This is a genomic window from Acinetobacter sp. YH16032 (assembly GCF_013417345.1).
GTDB lineage: Bacteria > Pseudomonadota > Gammaproteobacteria > Pseudomonadales > Moraxellaceae > Acinetobacter.
The window spans coordinates 134,283-151,694 of record NZ_VPEE01000003.1; the positions used below are offsets into that span (position 1 = coordinate 134,283).

Annotated in this window: 14 protein-coding genes; 9 read left to right on the plus strand and 5 right to left on the minus strand. The window is 41.4% G+C overall.

Annotation, left to right across the window (positions count from 1 at the left end; translation table 11 throughout):
- Positions 1 to 90: 90 nt before the first annotated feature.
- From lolA to rplU, 3 genes are all read right to left on the minus strand, one after another.
- Complete coding sequence (gene lolA / locus FTV32_RS03785) at positions 91 to 789, minus strand: outer membrane lipoprotein chaperone LolA (protein WP_035267863.1); 699 nt, start codon at positions 787 to 789, stop codon at positions 91 to 93.
- 217 nt (positions 790 to 1,006) lie between these two features.
- On the minus strand, positions 1,007 to 1,264 hold the full coding sequence (gene rpmA, locus FTV32_RS03790) for a 50S ribosomal protein L27 (RefSeq protein ID WP_035267862.1): 258 nt from the start codon (positions 1,262 to 1,264) through the stop codon (positions 1,007 to 1,009).
- Between the two features lie 19 nt (positions 1,265 to 1,283).
- Positions 1,284 to 1,595 (minus strand): 50S ribosomal protein L21, encoded by a 312-nt coding sequence (gene rplU, locus FTV32_RS03795; RefSeq protein WP_035267860.1) that lies wholly within the window; start codon positions 1,593 to 1,595, stop codon positions 1,284 to 1,286.
- A gap of 407 nt (positions 1,596 to 2,002) precedes the next feature.
- Here rplU and sdsA point away from each other — a divergent pair, with 407 nt between their 5' ends.
- The 8 genes from sdsA (at position 2,003) to FTV32_RS03835 (ending at position 12,634) form a co-directional block, all read left to right on the plus strand.
- On the plus strand, positions 2,003 to 2,980 hold the full coding sequence (sdsA, locus tag FTV32_RS03800; RefSeq protein ID WP_035267858.1) for an All-trans-nonaprenyl-diphosphate synthase: 978 nt from the start codon (positions 2,003 to 2,005) through the stop codon (positions 2,978 to 2,980).
- Between the two features lie 23 nt (positions 2,981 to 3,003).
- The gene (locus FTV32_RS03805) at positions 3,004 to 5,055 is read left to right on the plus strand and encodes a site-specific recombinase (RefSeq protein ID WP_180027964.1); all 2,052 of its coding nucleotides are present in this window, start codon (positions 3,004 to 3,006) and stop codon (positions 5,053 to 5,055) included.
- 163 nt (positions 5,056 to 5,218) lie between these two features.
- Positions 5,219 to 5,854, plus strand: a complete 636-nt coding sequence (locus FTV32_RS03810) for a phosphatase PAP2 family protein (RefSeq protein ID WP_035267854.1) — start codon at positions 5,219 to 5,221, stop codon at positions 5,852 to 5,854.
- Complete coding sequence (locus FTV32_RS03815) at positions 5,854 to 7,095, plus strand: efflux RND transporter periplasmic adaptor subunit (RefSeq protein ID WP_180027965.1); 1,242 nt, start codon at positions 5,854 to 5,856, stop codon at positions 7,093 to 7,095. Before FTV32_RS03810 ends, FTV32_RS03815 begins: the two co-directional genes overlap by 1 nt.
- Positions 7,096 to 7,107: 12 nt before the next feature.
- A complete protein-coding gene (locus FTV32_RS03820; protein ID WP_035267851.1) occupies positions 7,108 to 10,284 on the plus strand; it encodes an efflux RND transporter permease subunit in 3,177 nt (1,058 codons plus the stop codon).
- Entirely contained in the window at positions 10,284 to 11,735 is a 1,452-nt protein-coding gene (gene adeK, locus FTV32_RS03825; RefSeq protein WP_180028035.1) for a multidrug efflux RND transporter AdeIJK outer membrane channel subunit AdeK, read from the plus strand. Before FTV32_RS03820 ends, adeK begins: the two co-directional genes overlap by 1 nt.
- A 98-nt stretch (positions 11,736 to 11,833) precedes the next feature.
- Complete coding sequence (locus tag FTV32_RS03830) at positions 11,834 to 12,184, plus strand: YbjQ family protein (RefSeq protein WP_180027966.1); 351 nt, start codon at positions 11,834 to 11,836, stop codon at positions 12,182 to 12,184.
- Positions 12,185 to 12,193: 9 nt separating this feature from the next.
- Positions 12,194 to 12,634: a YbjQ family protein gene (locus FTV32_RS03835; protein ID WP_092766865.1), complete on the plus strand. Its 441-nt coding sequence runs from the start codon at positions 12,194 to 12,196 to the stop codon at positions 12,632 to 12,634.
- A gap of 159 nt (positions 12,635 to 12,793) precedes the next feature.
- Here the strand turns inward: FTV32_RS03835 and FTV32_RS03840 are convergent, their stop codons facing one another.
- Both FTV32_RS03840 and FTV32_RS03845 read right to left on the minus strand, forming a co-directional pair.
- The gene (locus FTV32_RS03840) at positions 12,794 to 13,600 is read right to left on the minus strand and encodes an SDR family NAD(P)-dependent oxidoreductase (protein WP_180027967.1); all 807 of its coding nucleotides are present in this window, start codon (positions 13,598 to 13,600) and stop codon (positions 12,794 to 12,796) included.
- An 18-nt stretch (positions 13,601 to 13,618) separates the two neighbouring features.
- Positions 13,619 to 14,299, minus strand: coding sequence for a hypothetical protein (locus FTV32_RS03845; RefSeq protein WP_180027968.1), 681 nt, complete (start codon positions 14,297 to 14,299; stop codon positions 13,619 to 13,621).
- 186 nt (positions 14,300 to 14,485) lie between these two features.
- On the opposite strand from FTV32_RS03845, the gene FTV32_RS03850 reads away from it, so the two are divergent.
- Positions 14,486 to 17,380 carry a valine--tRNA ligase gene (locus FTV32_RS03850; protein ID WP_180027969.1) on the plus strand — a complete coding sequence of 965 codons (2,895 nt, stop codon included), beginning with the start codon at positions 14,486 to 14,488 and terminating at the stop codon, positions 17,378 to 17,380.
- The last annotated feature ends 32 nt before the right edge of the window (positions 17,381 to 17,412 follow it).

Sequence of the window (17,412 nt, forward strand, 5' to 3'; positions counted from 1 at the left end):
AGTGTTTAACACAGAGACTATAAATTCTAGATGACATGAATTCAGTTGAAATTTGTAGTTAAAAAAGCAGCGATAAACGCTGCTTTTATATTATTGGTCAATAATGTCTGTGCCTTTAGGCGGTGTAAAGTTAAATGTTGAATCCGGAATACCTGCATTCACTTTCACATTACTAAATTTAACGTGTGTAGTTTGTCCTAATGAATCTTCTAAAATCATTAAGCTTGGCGCTTTATTTGCACCGAAACTAATGGTCAGACTCTGAAAGGCACCATCTTTCTGCTTAGGATATAACGTGTAATAAGTTTTAGCTTTATTTGGCTGTGTTACACGATATGACTGCATAATTTGATTGGTATTACCAGACAATAATAATGCTGGTGTATTGGCAACTTGCTCATCCATATTTTGACGAATTGCCTGCTGTAGATCTGGGTCATAGATCCAAATCATCTTTCCAGAAGTCACAATTGTTTGTTTTGCTGGTGCTGTAGTTTCCCAATAGAACTTACCTGGACGAGCAACTTTCATCACCCCAGTAAAAGTCTGATTCATATGTTGAGCACTCAAACCTTGTTTTTGTGGTGCTTTACTAGATTTAGTTGCTTTCGTTGTTTGTTCAAAATTTGCCGTTAAACTTTTTATTCCGTTTAATTGACGAACCAAGTTTGCGGTCGCTTGTTGCTCCGAAGCAGCCACTGGCGCTGCGAAAACTTGAGTGCTTGCGACTGGTGCCATCATTGCAGCACTCATTGTAATTGCACCAATCGTTTTACGAAGCATTGTCATGATCCCACCTTTTGTTATTGATCATCATTTGATATGGAGTCATCTTAAACCAAATTTGATCGCTAATAATTGAGAAAATAAGAACTTTTGTATTGTTATTTAGCTAAATTGTTGAAAATACTTCATCATGATGAAGATTCACTTCAGTTCAAAAACTTTCTTTCAGATATAAAAAAACCCACTCAAGAGTGGGTTTTTTGGTTATGCCTGATAAAACTTATACAGTTTCAACAGATACATAACGACGGCCAAATTGACCTTTAACTTCGAATTTGATCACGCCATCAGCGGTAGCAAATAAAGTATGGTCACGACCCATACCAACGTTAGCACCAGCGTGGAACTCTGTACCACGTTGACGAACGATAATGTTACCAGCAGTCACAGCTTGACCACCGAACATTTTAACACCTAACATTTTAGGATTTGAGTCACGACCGTTACGTGTCGAACCACCGGCTTTTTTAGTTGCCATGTCTATTTACTCCTCGTAATTAGCCTGAAATAGCTGTAATTTTCAACTCAGTGAACCATTGACGGTGACCTTGTTGTTTACGATAGTGTTTACGACGACGCATTTTGATGATGCGGATTTTGTCGTGACGACCATGGCTAACTACTTCAGCAGTTACTTTAGCACCAGCAACAACTGGAGCACCAATTTGAATGCTATCACCGTTCACTAACATTAATACGTCATCAAACGTAATAGTAGAACCAGTTTCAGCTTTCAATAATTCAACTTTAAGGGTTTCACCCTCAACAACACGGTGTTGTTTACCACCGCTTTGGATTACTGCGTACATAATGTACTCCAACAGGCCCGTGTCGTCGTGCCGATAAAGGAATATATCGATCTTAAAACGAACGCCACTGGGGGTTATTCAAGGGCAAGGATTTTAAGTGATAATGAAATAAACAACAAGGTCTTTTGTCTAAAAGTTAAATTTCAACCCGAAATATCTATTTCTTACATGAAAATAACAATTTGCTGATTGATTAAACTATATTTATTCACAAAATGAACTACTTCGAATATCAAATAACATATCAAGTTTTATTGGTATTATGAAGATTAAATCACAAACATGAATAGAAACTGAACAACATTAAGAAAATCATGCATATTCATGTGGCAAAGCGACCAAAACTTTCACTTAAATTGTTACACTAGCTGAGTAACATCTACTGTTTGTATAAGGACTTCATTGTTATGGCCATCGATTTTAAGCAAGACATTCTCGCACCTGTTGCTACAGACTTTGCTGCGATGGACCAACTTATTAATGAAGGAATCAGCTCTAAAGTTGCTTTGGTGATGTCAGTCAGCAAACATGTGGTTGAGGCAGGTGGTAAACGCATGCGTCCTATTATGTGTTTATTGGCTGCTCGCGCTTGCGGTGAAACCAACCTAGAGCATGCCCAAAAGTTAGCTGCAATTATTGAAATGCTGCATACCGCTACACTGGTACATGATGATGTCGTAGATGAGTCTGGGTTACGCCGTGGTCGTCCTACAGCGAATGCAACATGGAATAACCAAACCGCTGTCCTCGTTGGAGACTTCCTCATTTCTAGAGCGTTCGATTTGCTCGTAGATTTGAACAATATGGTGTTATTAAAAGACTTCTCAACAGGAACATGTGAAATTGCTGAAGGAGAAGTACTTCAACTGCAATCTCAACATCAGCCTGAAACCACTGAAGCGACGTATTTAGACATTATTCACGGCAAAACATCTCGTTTGTTTGAATTGGCGACTGAAGGCGCTGCGATTCTTGCCAATCAACATCAATATCGTGAAGCACTCAGAAAATACGCAGGTCATTTCGGGAATGCATTTCAAATCATAGATGACATACTCGATTACACCTCTGACGCAGAAACACTTGGTAAAAATATTGGCGATGACTTAATGGAAGGTAAGCCAACACTGCCACTGATTGCTGCTCTACAAAAAACTTCTGGTGCAGAGCACGATATTATCCGTCGTAGCATCACTACAGGTGGGACTGAACATTTGGATCAAGTGATTCAGATTGTTCAAAACTCTGGTGCACTAGATTACTGTCGCGAACGTGCTGTTGAAGAAACTACAGCAGCTCGTGAGGCATTGTTACAACTGCCTGAAAGTATTTATCGTCAAGCGCTTGATAATTTGGCGCAATTAGCATTAGATCGAATCCAATAAACTTCAACTAAAAAAATTTGCGTATGCATATAAACTTTAATGATCTTTTTAAACAAATGCAGGAGCAACTTGACCATCATCAAGCTGCTCCAGACGAAAACATACTCATTGAACTCGTTAATCGCATCCGTCCATCAGACAGTTATAACCTAGAAGAAATTAATCAAAAATTTCAGGCGTTGATACAAGCGTTATTAATTACGCCGACTGCAGCCACCACTTTTCAAGCCTATATCGTTCATCTGATCAATCGCTATAAACAAACCACTATTTATGCGGACAGTGGGATTCTTTCTTTAGATGGTTTTTGGAATCAGTTGGGTCAACGAATGGGAGCGCATGTTCTTCCCCTTTTGACCGATGAAACTGATCTAAAAGATTTAGTCTTCCGTGTCTTTCATTTACGTAGCGATAAATATTGGCTAGAAAATATTGAAGATCAGCAATGGATTCAGTTTTTTCAGATTGTCAATCAAAGTAATGGCAGCTTAGATGCAAAATTTGGCATCAAACGCGACATGATTAAAGCCATTACAGTTTTATCTTACCGTATCAGCGGTATTGGACTTTATCCTGAGTTCATTAATGCACAACCAGAACTGACTGAATATGAGTCACCTTTTTTGGTGCAGAATCGTGAAATCATTGAATTTATTGAGCTATACAAAAAACATTATAGTGAAGCTGATGATCTTACTGAAATGGTCGTACCCGACGCCAACCAGGCTTTGGTGATGATCGAGCAGTGCCGCGATGTCGTTTTGAAGATTCGTCGTGCTACGAAAAGAATTGGGGTGAGTTTAAGTCTCACTTATTTATTGTCTTTGCTTGAACAATGTTTAGATCGTATTGAACTATTACTGAACTTATTGACAGAAACTGGAAAAGTTCAATACTTAGCACTAGCTGAGTTATGTCAAGATTTAGTTGCGGCTCACTATGAGGAGCGAAGTGTTCGAGAGCTTTTAAAAACAAACAGTGAATTAATCGCATTACAAGTCACTGAAAATGCCAGTAAAACAGGCGAACATTATGTAAGTACCAATAAAGCTGGTTTCTTCAGTATGTACAAATCAGCCGCAGGTGCAGGCGTCATTATCGCTATCATGGCGACCTTGAAGATTCTCACTGCGCGCATCGCCATGGCACCTATCATGCAAGCCTTCGCGTATAGCATGAACTATGCATTAGGTTTCATGTTGATCCATGTACTCCATTTTACGGTTGCAACCAAACAACCTGCTATGACTGCAGCTGCCCTAGCCGCGACAGTTCAACAAAAGAAAGGGTCTCGAACTGCACAAATCGCAGAACTTGCTGCGCTGATTATCAATATTATCCGTACGCAGTTTGTCGCTATTCTCGGCAATATTTCCATTGCAATTCCGGTTGCAGCATTGATCACCATGATGTGGCCGTTGATTTTGGGTGAACAATTACTCAATCACAGTAAAGCAACATATTTACTTCATAGTTTAAATCCTTTTACATCCCTAGCAGTCCCACATGCAGCTATTGCAGGTGTATGTCTATTTTTATCTGGTTTGATCGCAGGTTACTTCGACAACATGGCAGTGTATCGTAAAGTCGGACCTCGCTTAAAAGCACATCATCGCTTAAAAAACTGGCTAGGTGCTGACAGACTGGAAAAGTTTGCAAACTATATTGAACGTAATTTAGGCGCACTAGCCGGGAATTTCCTTTTCGGAATCATGCTAGGCAGCATGGGGACAATTGGTTTTATTCTTGGTCTGCCTTTAGATATTCGCCATATTGCCTTTGCTTCAGCAAACTTTATGCAGGGCCTATTGAGTATCAATGGCACACCTGAAATAGGACTCATTATTGTTTCATTCCTTGGTGTATTATTAATTGGTTTGACCAACTTATTTGTCAGCTTTAGTCTCACTATTATTGTGGCATTACGCGCACGACGTGTTCGTTTTGAACAATGGAAACCTCTGGCAAAATTAGTATTTACTCACTTTGTTACACGACCAATGGACTTTTTCTGGCCCCCAAAACAACCTTTAGAGGTCGAAGATCCAATTTCACCAAAGAAATCTTCTCATTAGATATTTGTGTTATTTTTTGTGCTAAAAATAAGATGCACATTGTAATGAAATTACTATAAATTATGCTTTTACACTGACTTGAAAAAAAGTGTACTGGCGAGTACACTTTGACGCATTCATGCAATAAATGTATGCGACTATAATATAACTCAGGTTATTTTATATGCCTTACTTACTGATTTTAATAGGTTGTTTAGGAATAACGATAAGTAGTATAGGAATCTATATTCCAACGATACAACAGCTCGATCTCACTGCTGTTTCATGGATGAGTCAACACCGCAATCCCCTCATAGATGGAATTGCGGTTTTATTGTCTCATGTTGGCGGTTTACCGATCATGCTGATGTGCGTGGCGATTTGGACCTTACAGCAATGGCGATTAAAACAATATGCTAACTGTCTATTTATCTCACTTGGTCTCGTTGGTGGTGCCTGTCTTGGCTGGTTACTCAAATATGCTTTCGACCGACCTCGTCCAAATGCAATTTATCAAATCGTTGAAACTTATGGAGCCGCATTTCCAAGCGCACATAGTCTCTATGCAGCAGTGATTGCTGGTTTGATGATCATGATCTTTCGAAACCATCATCAAAGTAGAATCATTTTCGTCGCTGCCTGTATATGGTTTGTTGGCATGGGTTTTTCACGGGTTTATCTCGGTGCTCATTACCCGACAGATGTTGTTGCAGGTTGGAGTATTGCGTTGATATGGCTGACTATACTGTGGTTAGTCCTATCACAACGGATAGCAAAGCAAACAATTATTTTTAGAGAAAAATCTAACGAGGTGGAATAATGATGTCGGCAAAGCTTTGGGCCCCTGCCCTCACTGCTTGTGCTCTTGCAACAAGTATTGCACTTGTGGGTTGTAGCAAAGATCCAAAAGATGCAGAGCAAGCCGCTGCACAACAGCAAATGCCGCCAACTGAAGTTGGTGTCATCGTTGCTCAACCACAAAGTGTTGAACAAACTGTCGAGCTTTCGGGTCGAACTTCAGCCTATCAAATTTCTGAAGTACGTCCGCAAGCAAGCGGTGTGATTTTAAAGCGTCTGTTTGCTGAAGGTAGTTTTGTGCGTGAAGGACAACCTCTGTACGAAATTGACGCAAATACCAACCGTGCGAACCTAGACAGTGCAAAAGCAGCCTTAGTTCGTCAAAAAGCCAATCTCAATGCGCTTCAAGTTAAAGCTGACCGTTATCGCCAACTTGTCGGTATCAATGCTGTGTCTAAGCAAGAATTTGATGATCTACAAGCACAAGTAAAATTGGCACAAGCAGATGTTGCAGCTTCAGAAGCAGCGGTGAAAAATGCGCAGATTAACTTAGGTTATTCTACTGTTCGCTCACCAATTTCAGGGCAATCAGGTCGCTCTAGTATGACTGCAGGTGCATTGGTAACGGCTAATCAACCTGAAGCATTGGTAACAATCCAACAGCTTGATCCAATCTATGTCGATATCAACCAATCAAGTGCTGAGCTTCTTCGTTTACGTCAACAGTTAAGTCAAGGCAGCATCGACCGCAGCAACAATACTAAAGTTCGTTTAAAACTTGAAGATGGCAGCATCTACCCTATTGAAGGTAATCTTGCATTCTCTGATGCAAGTGTAAATCCAGAAACAGGGACAGTTACCCTACGTGCTGTGTTCTCAAATCCGAACCAATTATTATTGCCAGGAATGTTCACTAATGCTCAAATTGTGCAAGGTGTAATTCCTAATGCGATTTTAGTGCCTCAAGCGGCTGTGACCCGTACACCAACAGGTCAAGCGACTGCGATGATCGTGAATGCGAAAGGTGCAGTTGAAGTACGTCCAATTGAGACTGCAGGTGTGCAAGGTAAAGATTGGATTGTGACCAAAGGTCTAAATACGGGTGATAAGGTCATTGTAGATGGTGTGGCGAAAGTTAAACCCGAACAACAAGTTGTAGCTAAACCTTACCAACCTCAAGCTGCAGCACCTCAAGCCGGCAAAGATGGTCAACAAGCAAAGCCAGCAGCTCAATCTGAACAAAAAGCTACTTCAAATGCATAAGGAGTAGACTGAATGGCTCACTTTTTTATCCATCGCCCAATCTTCGCTTGGGTGATTGCATTGGTCATCATGTTGGCGGGTATTTTATCCCTCACCAAGATGCCAATTGCGCAATACCCAACGATTGCACCACCAACGGTATCGATTTCTGCAACATATCCGGGTGCATCTGCTGAAACTGTAGAAAACACAGTAACGCAAATTATTGAACAACAAATGAATGGCTTGGATGGGTTACGTTACATCTCATCTAACAGTGCTGGTAATGGACAAGCTTCCATTACTCTAAATTTTGAACAAGGTATCGATCCTGATATTGCACAGGTACAAGTTCAAAATAAACTTCAATCAGCGACTGCACTTTTGCCTGAAGACGTACAACGTCAAGGTTTAAAAGTTACCAAGTCTGGCGCAAGCTTCTTACAAGTTATTGCGTTTTATTCTGAGTCAGATGCATTAGATGCAAATGACATTAAAGACTATGTAAATTCAAATATCTCTGAACCACTTAGCCGTGTGACTGGTGTTGGTGAAGTGCAAGTATTTGGTGGTTCATATGCTATGCGAATTTGGATGGACCCATCCAAAATGGCCAACTTGCAAGTTACACCAAGTGATATTGCAAATGCATTAAGAACTCAGAATGCGCAAGTGGCGGTAGGTCAGTTAGGTGGTGCACCTTCTGTACAAGGTCAAGTTTTAAATGCGACTGTAACTGCTCAAAGTCTTTTACAAACGCCTGAACAATTTTCAAATATTTTCCTTAAGAACTCACCAAATGGTGCACAAGTTCGTTTAGGTGATGTCGCTAAAATTGAATTAGGTGCAGACAACTACGCATTTGACTCTAAATTTAATGGTCAACCTGCAGGTGGTGTAGCGATTCGTTTGGCAACGGGTGCAAACGCATTAGATACAGCCCAAGCGATTGAAGATCGTTTAAAAGAATTACGTCCAAACTACCCAACAGGTATGGTGGACAAACTTGCTTTTGATACAACACCATTTATTGAGCTCTCAATTAAAAGTGTTGTGAAAACCTTAATTGAAGCGATTATCCTCGTATTCTTGGTCATGTTCTTGTTCCTACAAAACTGGCGTGCAACCATTATTCCAACAATGGCTGTTCCAGTGGTTGTATTGGGTACATTTGCCGTGATCAACATGTTCGGATTCTCGATCAACACATTAACCATGTTCGCTATGGTTCTCGCCATTGGTCTTCTGGTGGATGATGCGATTGTCGTCGTAGAAAACGTTGAACGTGTGATGGCAGAAGAGCATCTTGAGCCTGTGGAAGCGACTGAAAAGTCGATGGGACAGATCTCTGGTGCATTGATTGGTATTACCTCTGTCTTAACTGCAGTATTCGTACCTATGGCATTCATGGGGGGTACGACAGGTGTAATTTATCGTCAGTTCTCTATCACGCTCGTTACAGCAATGATTCTTTCATTGATTGTTGCATTAACCTTTACCCCTGCATTGTGTGCGACCATGTTGAAAAAACATGATGCCAACAAACCTCAAAGCAATAACATTTTTGCCCGTTTCTTCCGTTGGTTTAACAATGGTTTTGACAAAATTTCGGTGAAATATCAAAACGGCGTAAACCGTTTAACACATGCCAAGCTATTTGCAGGATTGGTCTATGGTGTTGTGATTGCTGTGATGGGCTGGTTATTTGTCAACCTTCCTTCTTCATTCTTACCAGATGAAGACCAAGGTGTGGTGATGACACTCGTTCAGCTACCACCAAATGCAACGCTTGAACGCACTGGCAAAACAATTGATCAAATGACAGGCTTCTTCCTCAACAACGAGAAAGAACATGTTGAATCTGTATTTAGTGTTGCTGGTTTCTCGTTCACGGGTATTGGTCAAAATGCGGGTCTTGCCTTCATTAAGTTGAAAGACTGGAAAGACCGTACCTCTCCTGAATCTCAGGTCGGTGCCATTATCCAACGTGGTATGGCACTGAATATGATTGTGAAAGATGCCAGCTATATCATGCCTCTTCAACTTCCAGCAATGCCGGAGTTGGGCGTGAGTGCAGGCTTTAACCTACAGTTAAAAGCAGCTGCAGGTCAAAGTCACGAGCAATTATTAGCAGCACGTAATGCTGTACTCGGCTTAGCTTCTCAAGATCAGCGTTTAACAGGTGTTCGTCCTAACGGACAAGAAGATACGCCTCAATATCGTGTCATCGTCGATCATGCTCAAGCAGGTGCTATGGGAGTCAGCATTGCTGAAATCAATAGTACGATGGGTATGGCATGGGGTGGTTCATACATTAATGACTTCATCGATCGTGGTCGTGTGAAAAAAGTGTATGTCCAAGGTGAAGCGAGCTCTCGTATGATGCCTGAAGACTTAGACAAGTGGTATGTCCGCAATAACCAAGGTACGATGGTTCCATTCTCAGCGTTCGCAACAGGCGAATGGACTTATGGTTCACCACGTTTAGAGCGTTATAACGGCGTTTCTTCCATGAACATCACAGGTACTCCAGCTCCAGGTGTGAGTTCGGGTGATGCAATGGCCGCGGTTGAAGAAATCATTGCAAAGCTTCCTTCAATGGGCTTACAAGGCTTCGATTACGAATGGACAGGTTTATCTCTCGAAGAACGTGAGTCTGGCGCACAAGCACCATTCCTTTATGCTCTTTCGTTATTGATTGTCTTCCTCTGCTTGGCAGCCTTATATGAAAGTTGGTCTATCCCATTCTCTGTACTCATGGTTGTGCCATTGGGTATTGTTGGTGCACTTGCCTTAACATTCTTGGGAATGATTATTTTGAAAGATCCAAACCTTTCAAATAACATCTACTTCCAAGTGGCGATTATTGCCGTGATTGGTTTGTCCGCGAAGAATGCGATCTTGATTGTAGAGTTTGCGAAAGAGCTTCAAGATCAAGGTGAAGAACTCTTCGAAGCAACCTTGCATGCCGCGAAAATGCGTTTGCGTCCAATCATTATGACCACATTGGCTTTCGGTTTTGGTGTTCTTCCTCTAGCTCTCGCTTCTGGCGCAGGTGCAGGAAGTCAACATTCCGTGGGTTATGGTGTACTTGGTGGTGTAATCAGCTCAACACTTTTAGGGATCTTCTTTATTCCAGTGTTCTACGTATGGATCCGAAGTATCTTTAAAACAAAACCAAAACAAAATAAACAGGAGCAAATTTCGTGATGCAAAACGTATGGTCTATCACAGGTCGTAGCATTGCGGTATCTGCAATTGCGCTTGCTTTGACAGCATGTCAAAGCATGCGTGGTCCAGAACCGGTCACTCAAGCCAATATTCCAGGAAGTTATCTTGGCAATGCTTCTGGTCCATCTATTGCGGAGCAAGGTTATAAGGATTTTTTTGTAGATCAACGCTTAATCCAAGTTTTGGATTTAGCCTTGGCAAATAACCGTGATCTTCGTAAAGCGACGCTAAATATCGAATTAGCACGTCAACAATTTCAAATCAGCCAAAACAATCAATTGCCTACGATTGGTGCAAGTGGTAGTGTTTTACGACAAGACACGGTCAATTCGCCAAGCCCAGTAACAACCTATAATGTAGGTTTAGGTTTAACGGCTTATGAAATTGATTTTTGGGGTCGTGTTAGAAGTTTGAAAGACAATGCCCTAGACACTTATCTTTCAACTGCAAGCGCACGTGATGCCACTCAAATTGCCTTGATTAGCCAAACAGCTCAAGCTTGGTTGGCTTACTCATATGCGCAAGCGAATCTTAAGCTCGCTGAACAGACGCTGAAAGCTCAACTTGAATCTTACAATCTCAACAAAAAACGTTTTGATGTGGGAATCGACAGTGAAGTTCCGCTTCGTCAGGCTCAAGTTTCTGTTGAGACGGCACGTGGCGATGTTGCTGAATACAAGACTCAAATTGCACAAGCGGTTAATGCGTTAAACCTCCTTGTAGGTCAACCACTACCTGACAATTTATTGCCTAAAGAGAGAATCACACGTGTGACATCAACCACTGCTTTTGCGGCTGGTTTGCCAAGTGATCTACTCAACAACCGTCCAGATGTTAAAGCGGCTGAATATCAGCTAAGTGCGGCTGGTGCGAATATCGGTGCTGCAAAAGCGCGTTTATTCCCAACCATTAGCCTCACAGGATCAGCAGGTTATGCATCAACAGACTTAAGTGATTTATTCAAGTCTGGTGCTTTTGTTTGGTCAGTTGGTCCTAGTCTAGATATTCCAATCTTTGACTGGGGAACACGTCGTGCCAATATTAAAGTCTCTGAAACACAGCAACAGATCGCATTGTCTGATTATGAAAAATCAATTCAATCTGCGTTCCGTGAAGTGAATGATGCTTTGGCAGTGCGTCAAAATATCGGTGAACGTTTAACTGCACAACGCCGTTTAGTTGATGCGACCAATACAACCTACAAACTCTCAAATGCCCGCTTCCGCGCTGGTATTGACAGTTTCTTAACTGTATTAGATGCGCAACGTACATCGTATAGTGCTGAGCAAGGTTTATTGCTGCTTGAACAAGCGAACCTTAACAACCAAATCGAGCTCTATAAATCACTCGGTGGTGGCTTAAAAACCAATACTACGGATCAAGTGATTTATCAGCCTTCAAGCTCAGATTTAAAATACGACAAGAAGTAATTTTTTGTTTAAACAAAGCTCACCTCGGTGGGCTTTTTTATTGTCCCAAATACTGATATTTTGTCATTAATTATCCTTTTTATAACGACTTCAATCACATGCTGTTAAGTAATTTAGAATCTGTACCTGGTCATCAAATTCAACAACAATTTGACGTGGTATATGGCAGTACCGTCAGAAGTAAACACGTCGGGCGTGATTTACTCGCAGGACTTAAGAATATCGTCGGTGGAGAACTCACCGCATACACGGAATTACTTGAAGAGTCTCGTCAAGAAGCAATGAACCGTATGATTGATAAAGCGCGTGCCTTAGGGGCGAATGCGATTGTCGGAATTCGTTTCTCGACTTCCAATATTACCCAAGGTGCTTCCGAATTATTTGTTTATGGCACAGCTGTGTATGTCACACCGAATGCACCTAAAATTCCTGATCCATTCACCTCTTAAGGATTCGTTATGGATGGTATCATTTTTCAGGTGGTCATCTTTCTCATCCTATTTTGTATTGGATTTGGATTTGGTCGCTATAATGAACAAAAGCATCTTAAGCAACTTGATGAACAAGAAGCGCGCTTAGCTTATATCAAGTTAGATAGTCAGCGTTTTAAAACTTCTGAAAACCATGGACAAATGATCAGCAGTAATGTGGTGATTTCGCATGATTATTTTAAGTTTGTACTTGCGCAAATCCAAAATTTCTTTGGTGGACGCTTACGCAGTTATGAAAGTATTGTTGAACGTGCAAGACGTGAAGCTATCGTTAGACTTAAACTTGAAGCAGAAAAAATGGGTGCAACTGAAATCTTAGGATTAAGACTCAGCACCACAGATTTAGGTCTTCAAGGTGGAATGGTTGAAGTATTCGCTTACGGAACGGCTATACAAAAGAGAGACTAAAAGTCTCTCTTTTTCTTTACAAGTATGTAGTAGTCAATCAAGCCGTACACTTTGCTTGAGGCGTCTTCAAACCCCTTATCGCTCGCATGATCATTGAGATAGAAAACCAAATGTAGTTGATTAAATTTTTCTCATCGATATGCCCATGATCATTAAAGTTTACTTCACTTTCATTTTTCGGATCATTCGATACAGTATTGCTGGTGATAACCGTGAAATAAAGACGCCTAATTTTTCTTTTGCCCCACCCACGACAATATACTCATCCCCTTTCAATAATGCCTGTACGGTTTGTTTAGCAAATTCCTCTGCTTCTAAACCATTTTCAATGGCTTCATCTTGATAACCTTGGGGCTTTCCCTCCCCGTTTAAAGCGTTAAAGGATACATTGGTTTTCACAAATCCTGGGAAAATTACCGAGACACCCACACCATCTTGCGCAACTTCAGCACGTAAGCTATTCGCCCACATATGAATCGCACCTTTGGCTGCCGAATAAGTCGCACGATATTGTGTGCCCAATAAACCAGCGACACTTGAGATAAAGGCAATTCGTCCTGACTTTTGTTGCTGAAAAGTCGGTAAAACCGTTTTGGTTAAAAAGACTTGAGAGAAATAGTCAACTTCCATGATCGCACGTTCAGTTTGCATGGTCGTGTCTTTAATTAATGCACGTTGTGATAGACCTGCATTATTGATTAACCAATCAATACGTCCTTTTTGTTGGAGAACTTGTTCATAAGCATGACGAACTTGTGATTCATCTGTGATATCCGCTTTAATGGAAATATGTCGTTCTGGGTGTGCCAAAGACTGCCTTACCGTTTCCAGCTCTTCAAAACGACGAGCCGTCAAAATAACCTGTGCCCCTAAACTGGCACATTCAGCAGCCAACGCTTTACCAAGACCCGATGATGCACCTGTAATCCACACCACTTTCAGATCAAGCTGTTCCAACTTTGCCATTCCCTTTATCCTTATGGTTTAAGCATTTAATTTTGCTTTTTGCTGTCCTTCATTATCAAGAAAAACCAGAAAATGGTCAAAGTACTTCACGATACTTTGTGCATCATGAATTTTGCTTAAATTTTCGAATCGCTTATAGCCCAATCCTGTGGTCAGACTGATCACACCATTCAAGGTTTTATCCACCACCATATTGAATTTCAGCATTTTTTTAGGTTCACGAATTAAGCTCGTAACGCCTTGATCAACCACTTTAGTGAAGGCTTTTAAGCCAGGAGAAACATATTGATTTTGACCTTCACGCATACGTTCTGCACAGCCCAGTAACTCATTCACAATAACTTTTTCTACTGGGTATGAAATATAGTATTTTCCATCTTGTTCATACATCAAACTTTGTACATGATTCACCATAGGCGTTAAGCGATCATTACCAAAAAATGATACCGACCAAGGCATGTATTTCAAGATTGCATCTTGCACTTGTTTCAATACTTTTGCTGAGTCTTGATCCTTCGCATTAGAATCTTTGACCAGTGTGCCAAAGGCTTGATCAATAATCTCACAAGCAATTTTGGACAGATTATCTCCAAGAATTTTAGCTTGCGCTTCACGATCTCCTGCATTGAGTTTTTGGTGAATGGTTTGATATTGCTGATAAGTTTCAGGTTGTAAGCGCAAAGAAATAGTATAGGTCATGCTATTGTTATCCTTTATTGTCAGGCCGATTCCGCGAGTTGACGCTGGCTTTAGTGTTATTCAAAATCAATTACTGTTCGATTGTGTGGGATTTGAAACGAGAATGCATTTGCTTAACGTGCCTCTCCATGCATTTTTTTGCTACAATAGATGCAATTTTTTATCTACTTTTGATCTGTTCGAACTATGACTGATTCAGCGCAAAATATTGCTACAACCTACGATCCGACCGAGATCGAGAAAAAATGGTACCAAACTTGGGAAGAACGCGGTTACTTTAAGCCGTCTGAAAAAGGCGAGTCTTTCTGTATCATGATTCCGCCACCAAACGTCACTGGTAGCTTGCACATGGGTCATGGTTTTAACAATGCCATCATGGATGCTTTGACACGTCATAAGCGTATGTCTGGCTTTAACACGCTTTGGCAACCAGGTACTGACCACGCAGGTATTGCAACGCAAATGGTTGTAGAGCGTCAGTTGGGCGCGCAAGGCGTGAGCCGTCATGATTTAGGTCGTGATAAGTTCATCGAAAAAGTATGGGAATGGAAAGAACAATCTGGCGGTAATATTACCCGTCAAATTCGTCGTTTAGGTTCGTCTGTTGATTGGTCACGTGAACGCTTTACCATGGATGAAGGTTTATCAAATGCTGTGAAAGAAGTGTTTGTAAAACTACACGAAGATGGTTTGATCTACCGTGGTAAACGTCTTGTAAACTGGGATCCAAAACTCCAAACTGCCCTTTCTGATTTAGAAGTTGAGTCTGATAAAGAAGAAGCAGGTTCACTTTGGCACTTCAAATACTTCTTTGAAGACAAATCACTTCGTACCCACGATGGTAAAGATCACATCGTCGTGGCAACGACTCGTCCTGAAACATTATTAGGTGATACAGCGGTTGCGGTTGCGCTTGATGATGAGCGCTATGCACACTTGGTAGGTCAAAACATTATCCTACCAATCACAGGTCGTGCGATTCCAATCGTTAAAGACGAATATGTAGACAAAGAATTCGGTACAGGCTGTGTAAAAATCACCCCTGCACATGACTTCAATGACTACGAAGTAGGTAAACGTTGCGAATTGCCTATCATCAATATCTTCAACAAAAATGCTGAAGTGTTGGCTGAGTTTGAATATATCGCTAAAGCGGGCGAGCAAATTTCGAAAACCATTCCTGCTCCAGCAGACTACATTGGTTTAGAGCGTTTTGAAGCACGTAAAAAGTTAGTAGAACAAGCGGAAAGCGAAGGCTGGTTAGACCAAATTCAACCATACACATTGAAACCACCTCGTGGTGACCGTTCAGGTGTGATCGTTGAGCCGTTATTAACAGACCAATGGTACGTGAAGATTGCACCACTTGCGAAACCTGCAATTGAAGCGGTTCAAGATGGTCGTATTAAGTTCGTGCCTGAGCAATACAGCAACATGTACATGGCGTGGATGAACAACATTCAAGACTGGTGTATCTCTCGTCAATTGTGGTGGGGTCACCGTATCCCTGCTTGGTACGATGCAGAAGGCAATGTATATGTAGGTCGTAACGAAGATGAAGTTCGTGCGAAAAACAACATCCCTGCAGATGTTCAACTAGATCAAGACGAAGACGTATTGGATACATGGTTCTCATCTGGGCTTTGGACATTCTCAACTTTAGGTTGGACGGGTGACGAAGCGAAAGATAAAGAAAACTACTTCTTAAATACCTTCCACCCGACTGATGTGTTGGTCACAGGTTTTGACATCATCTTCTTCTGGGTTGCCCGCATGATCATGATGACCATGCACTTCATGAAAAATGAAGATGGTACGCCTCAAGTGCCGTTTAAAACCGTATATGTACATGGTTTGGTACGTGATGGCGAAGGTCAAAAGATGTCTAAATCTAAGGGTAACGTGCTTGACCCACTCGATTTGATTGACGGTGTTGATCTTGAAACTTTAGTACAAAAACGTACCACAGGTTTGATGAACCCGAAACAAGCAGCGAAGATTGAAAAATCAACACGTAAAGAATTCCCTGAAGGTATTCAATCTTACGGTACTGACGCAGTTCGTTTCACATTCTGTGCGCTTGCAAACACGGGTCGTGACATTAAGTTCGACATGAAACGTGTTGAAGGTTACCGTAACTTTGCCAACAAAATCTGGAACGCAACTCGTTTCGTAATGATGAACTGCGAAGAGCAAGTGATTGGTCAAGAGGTGCGTCAAGACCTTTGGGAATTGCCTGAACAATGGATCGTCAGCCGTCTACAAAAAGCGGAACAAGCGGTGCAAACAGCATTTGCAACGTATCGTTTGGACTTGGCTGCACAAGCGATTTACGAGTTCATTTGGAATGAATACTGTGACTGGTATGTAGAGCTGACTAAGCCTGTTCTGAATGATGAAAACGTATCGGTTGAGCGTAAAGCTGAAGTACGTCGTGTGCTTCTTTCTGTGATGGAAGCGTCTTTACGTTTAGCGCATCCGTTAATGCCGTACTTAACAGAAGAAATCTGGCAAACACTTGCGCCGAAGTTAAACATTTCTGGCGAAACCATTATGCTTGCACAGTACCCTGTTGCTGACCAAGCATTAGTGAATGAACAAGCTGAAGCAGATATGCAATGGCTGCAAGGTTTAATTGGTGCGGTACGTAACATCCGTGGTGAGATGGGTCTAGGTAATGCGCGTTTGTTGCCTGTTCTGCTTCAAAACACCACTGAAGCTGAAAAAGCACAAATCGCTCGTATTGAACCGTTGTTTAAAGCATTGGCTAAAGTTGAAAGCATTACCTTCCTTGCCGATGCTGAACAACCGCCATTGTCATCATCAAGTGTTGTGGGTCATGTATCTGTATTCGTTCCAATGAAGGGCTTAATTGATCCTAAAGCGGAATTGGGTCGTCTACAAAAAGACTTAGACAAGGTTCAAAAACAGCATGACCAAATTGCAACTAAACTTGCAAATGAAGGTTTTGTGGCAAAAGCGCCTGCGGCTGTGGTTGAAGGTGAGAAAGTAAAACTTGCTGAGTTTGCTGACCAATTAGCGAAAATTAAAGCAAATATGGAGCAAATTGCGGCGCTTTAACGTGTTGTTAATTTAATCATTTTTATAGTATA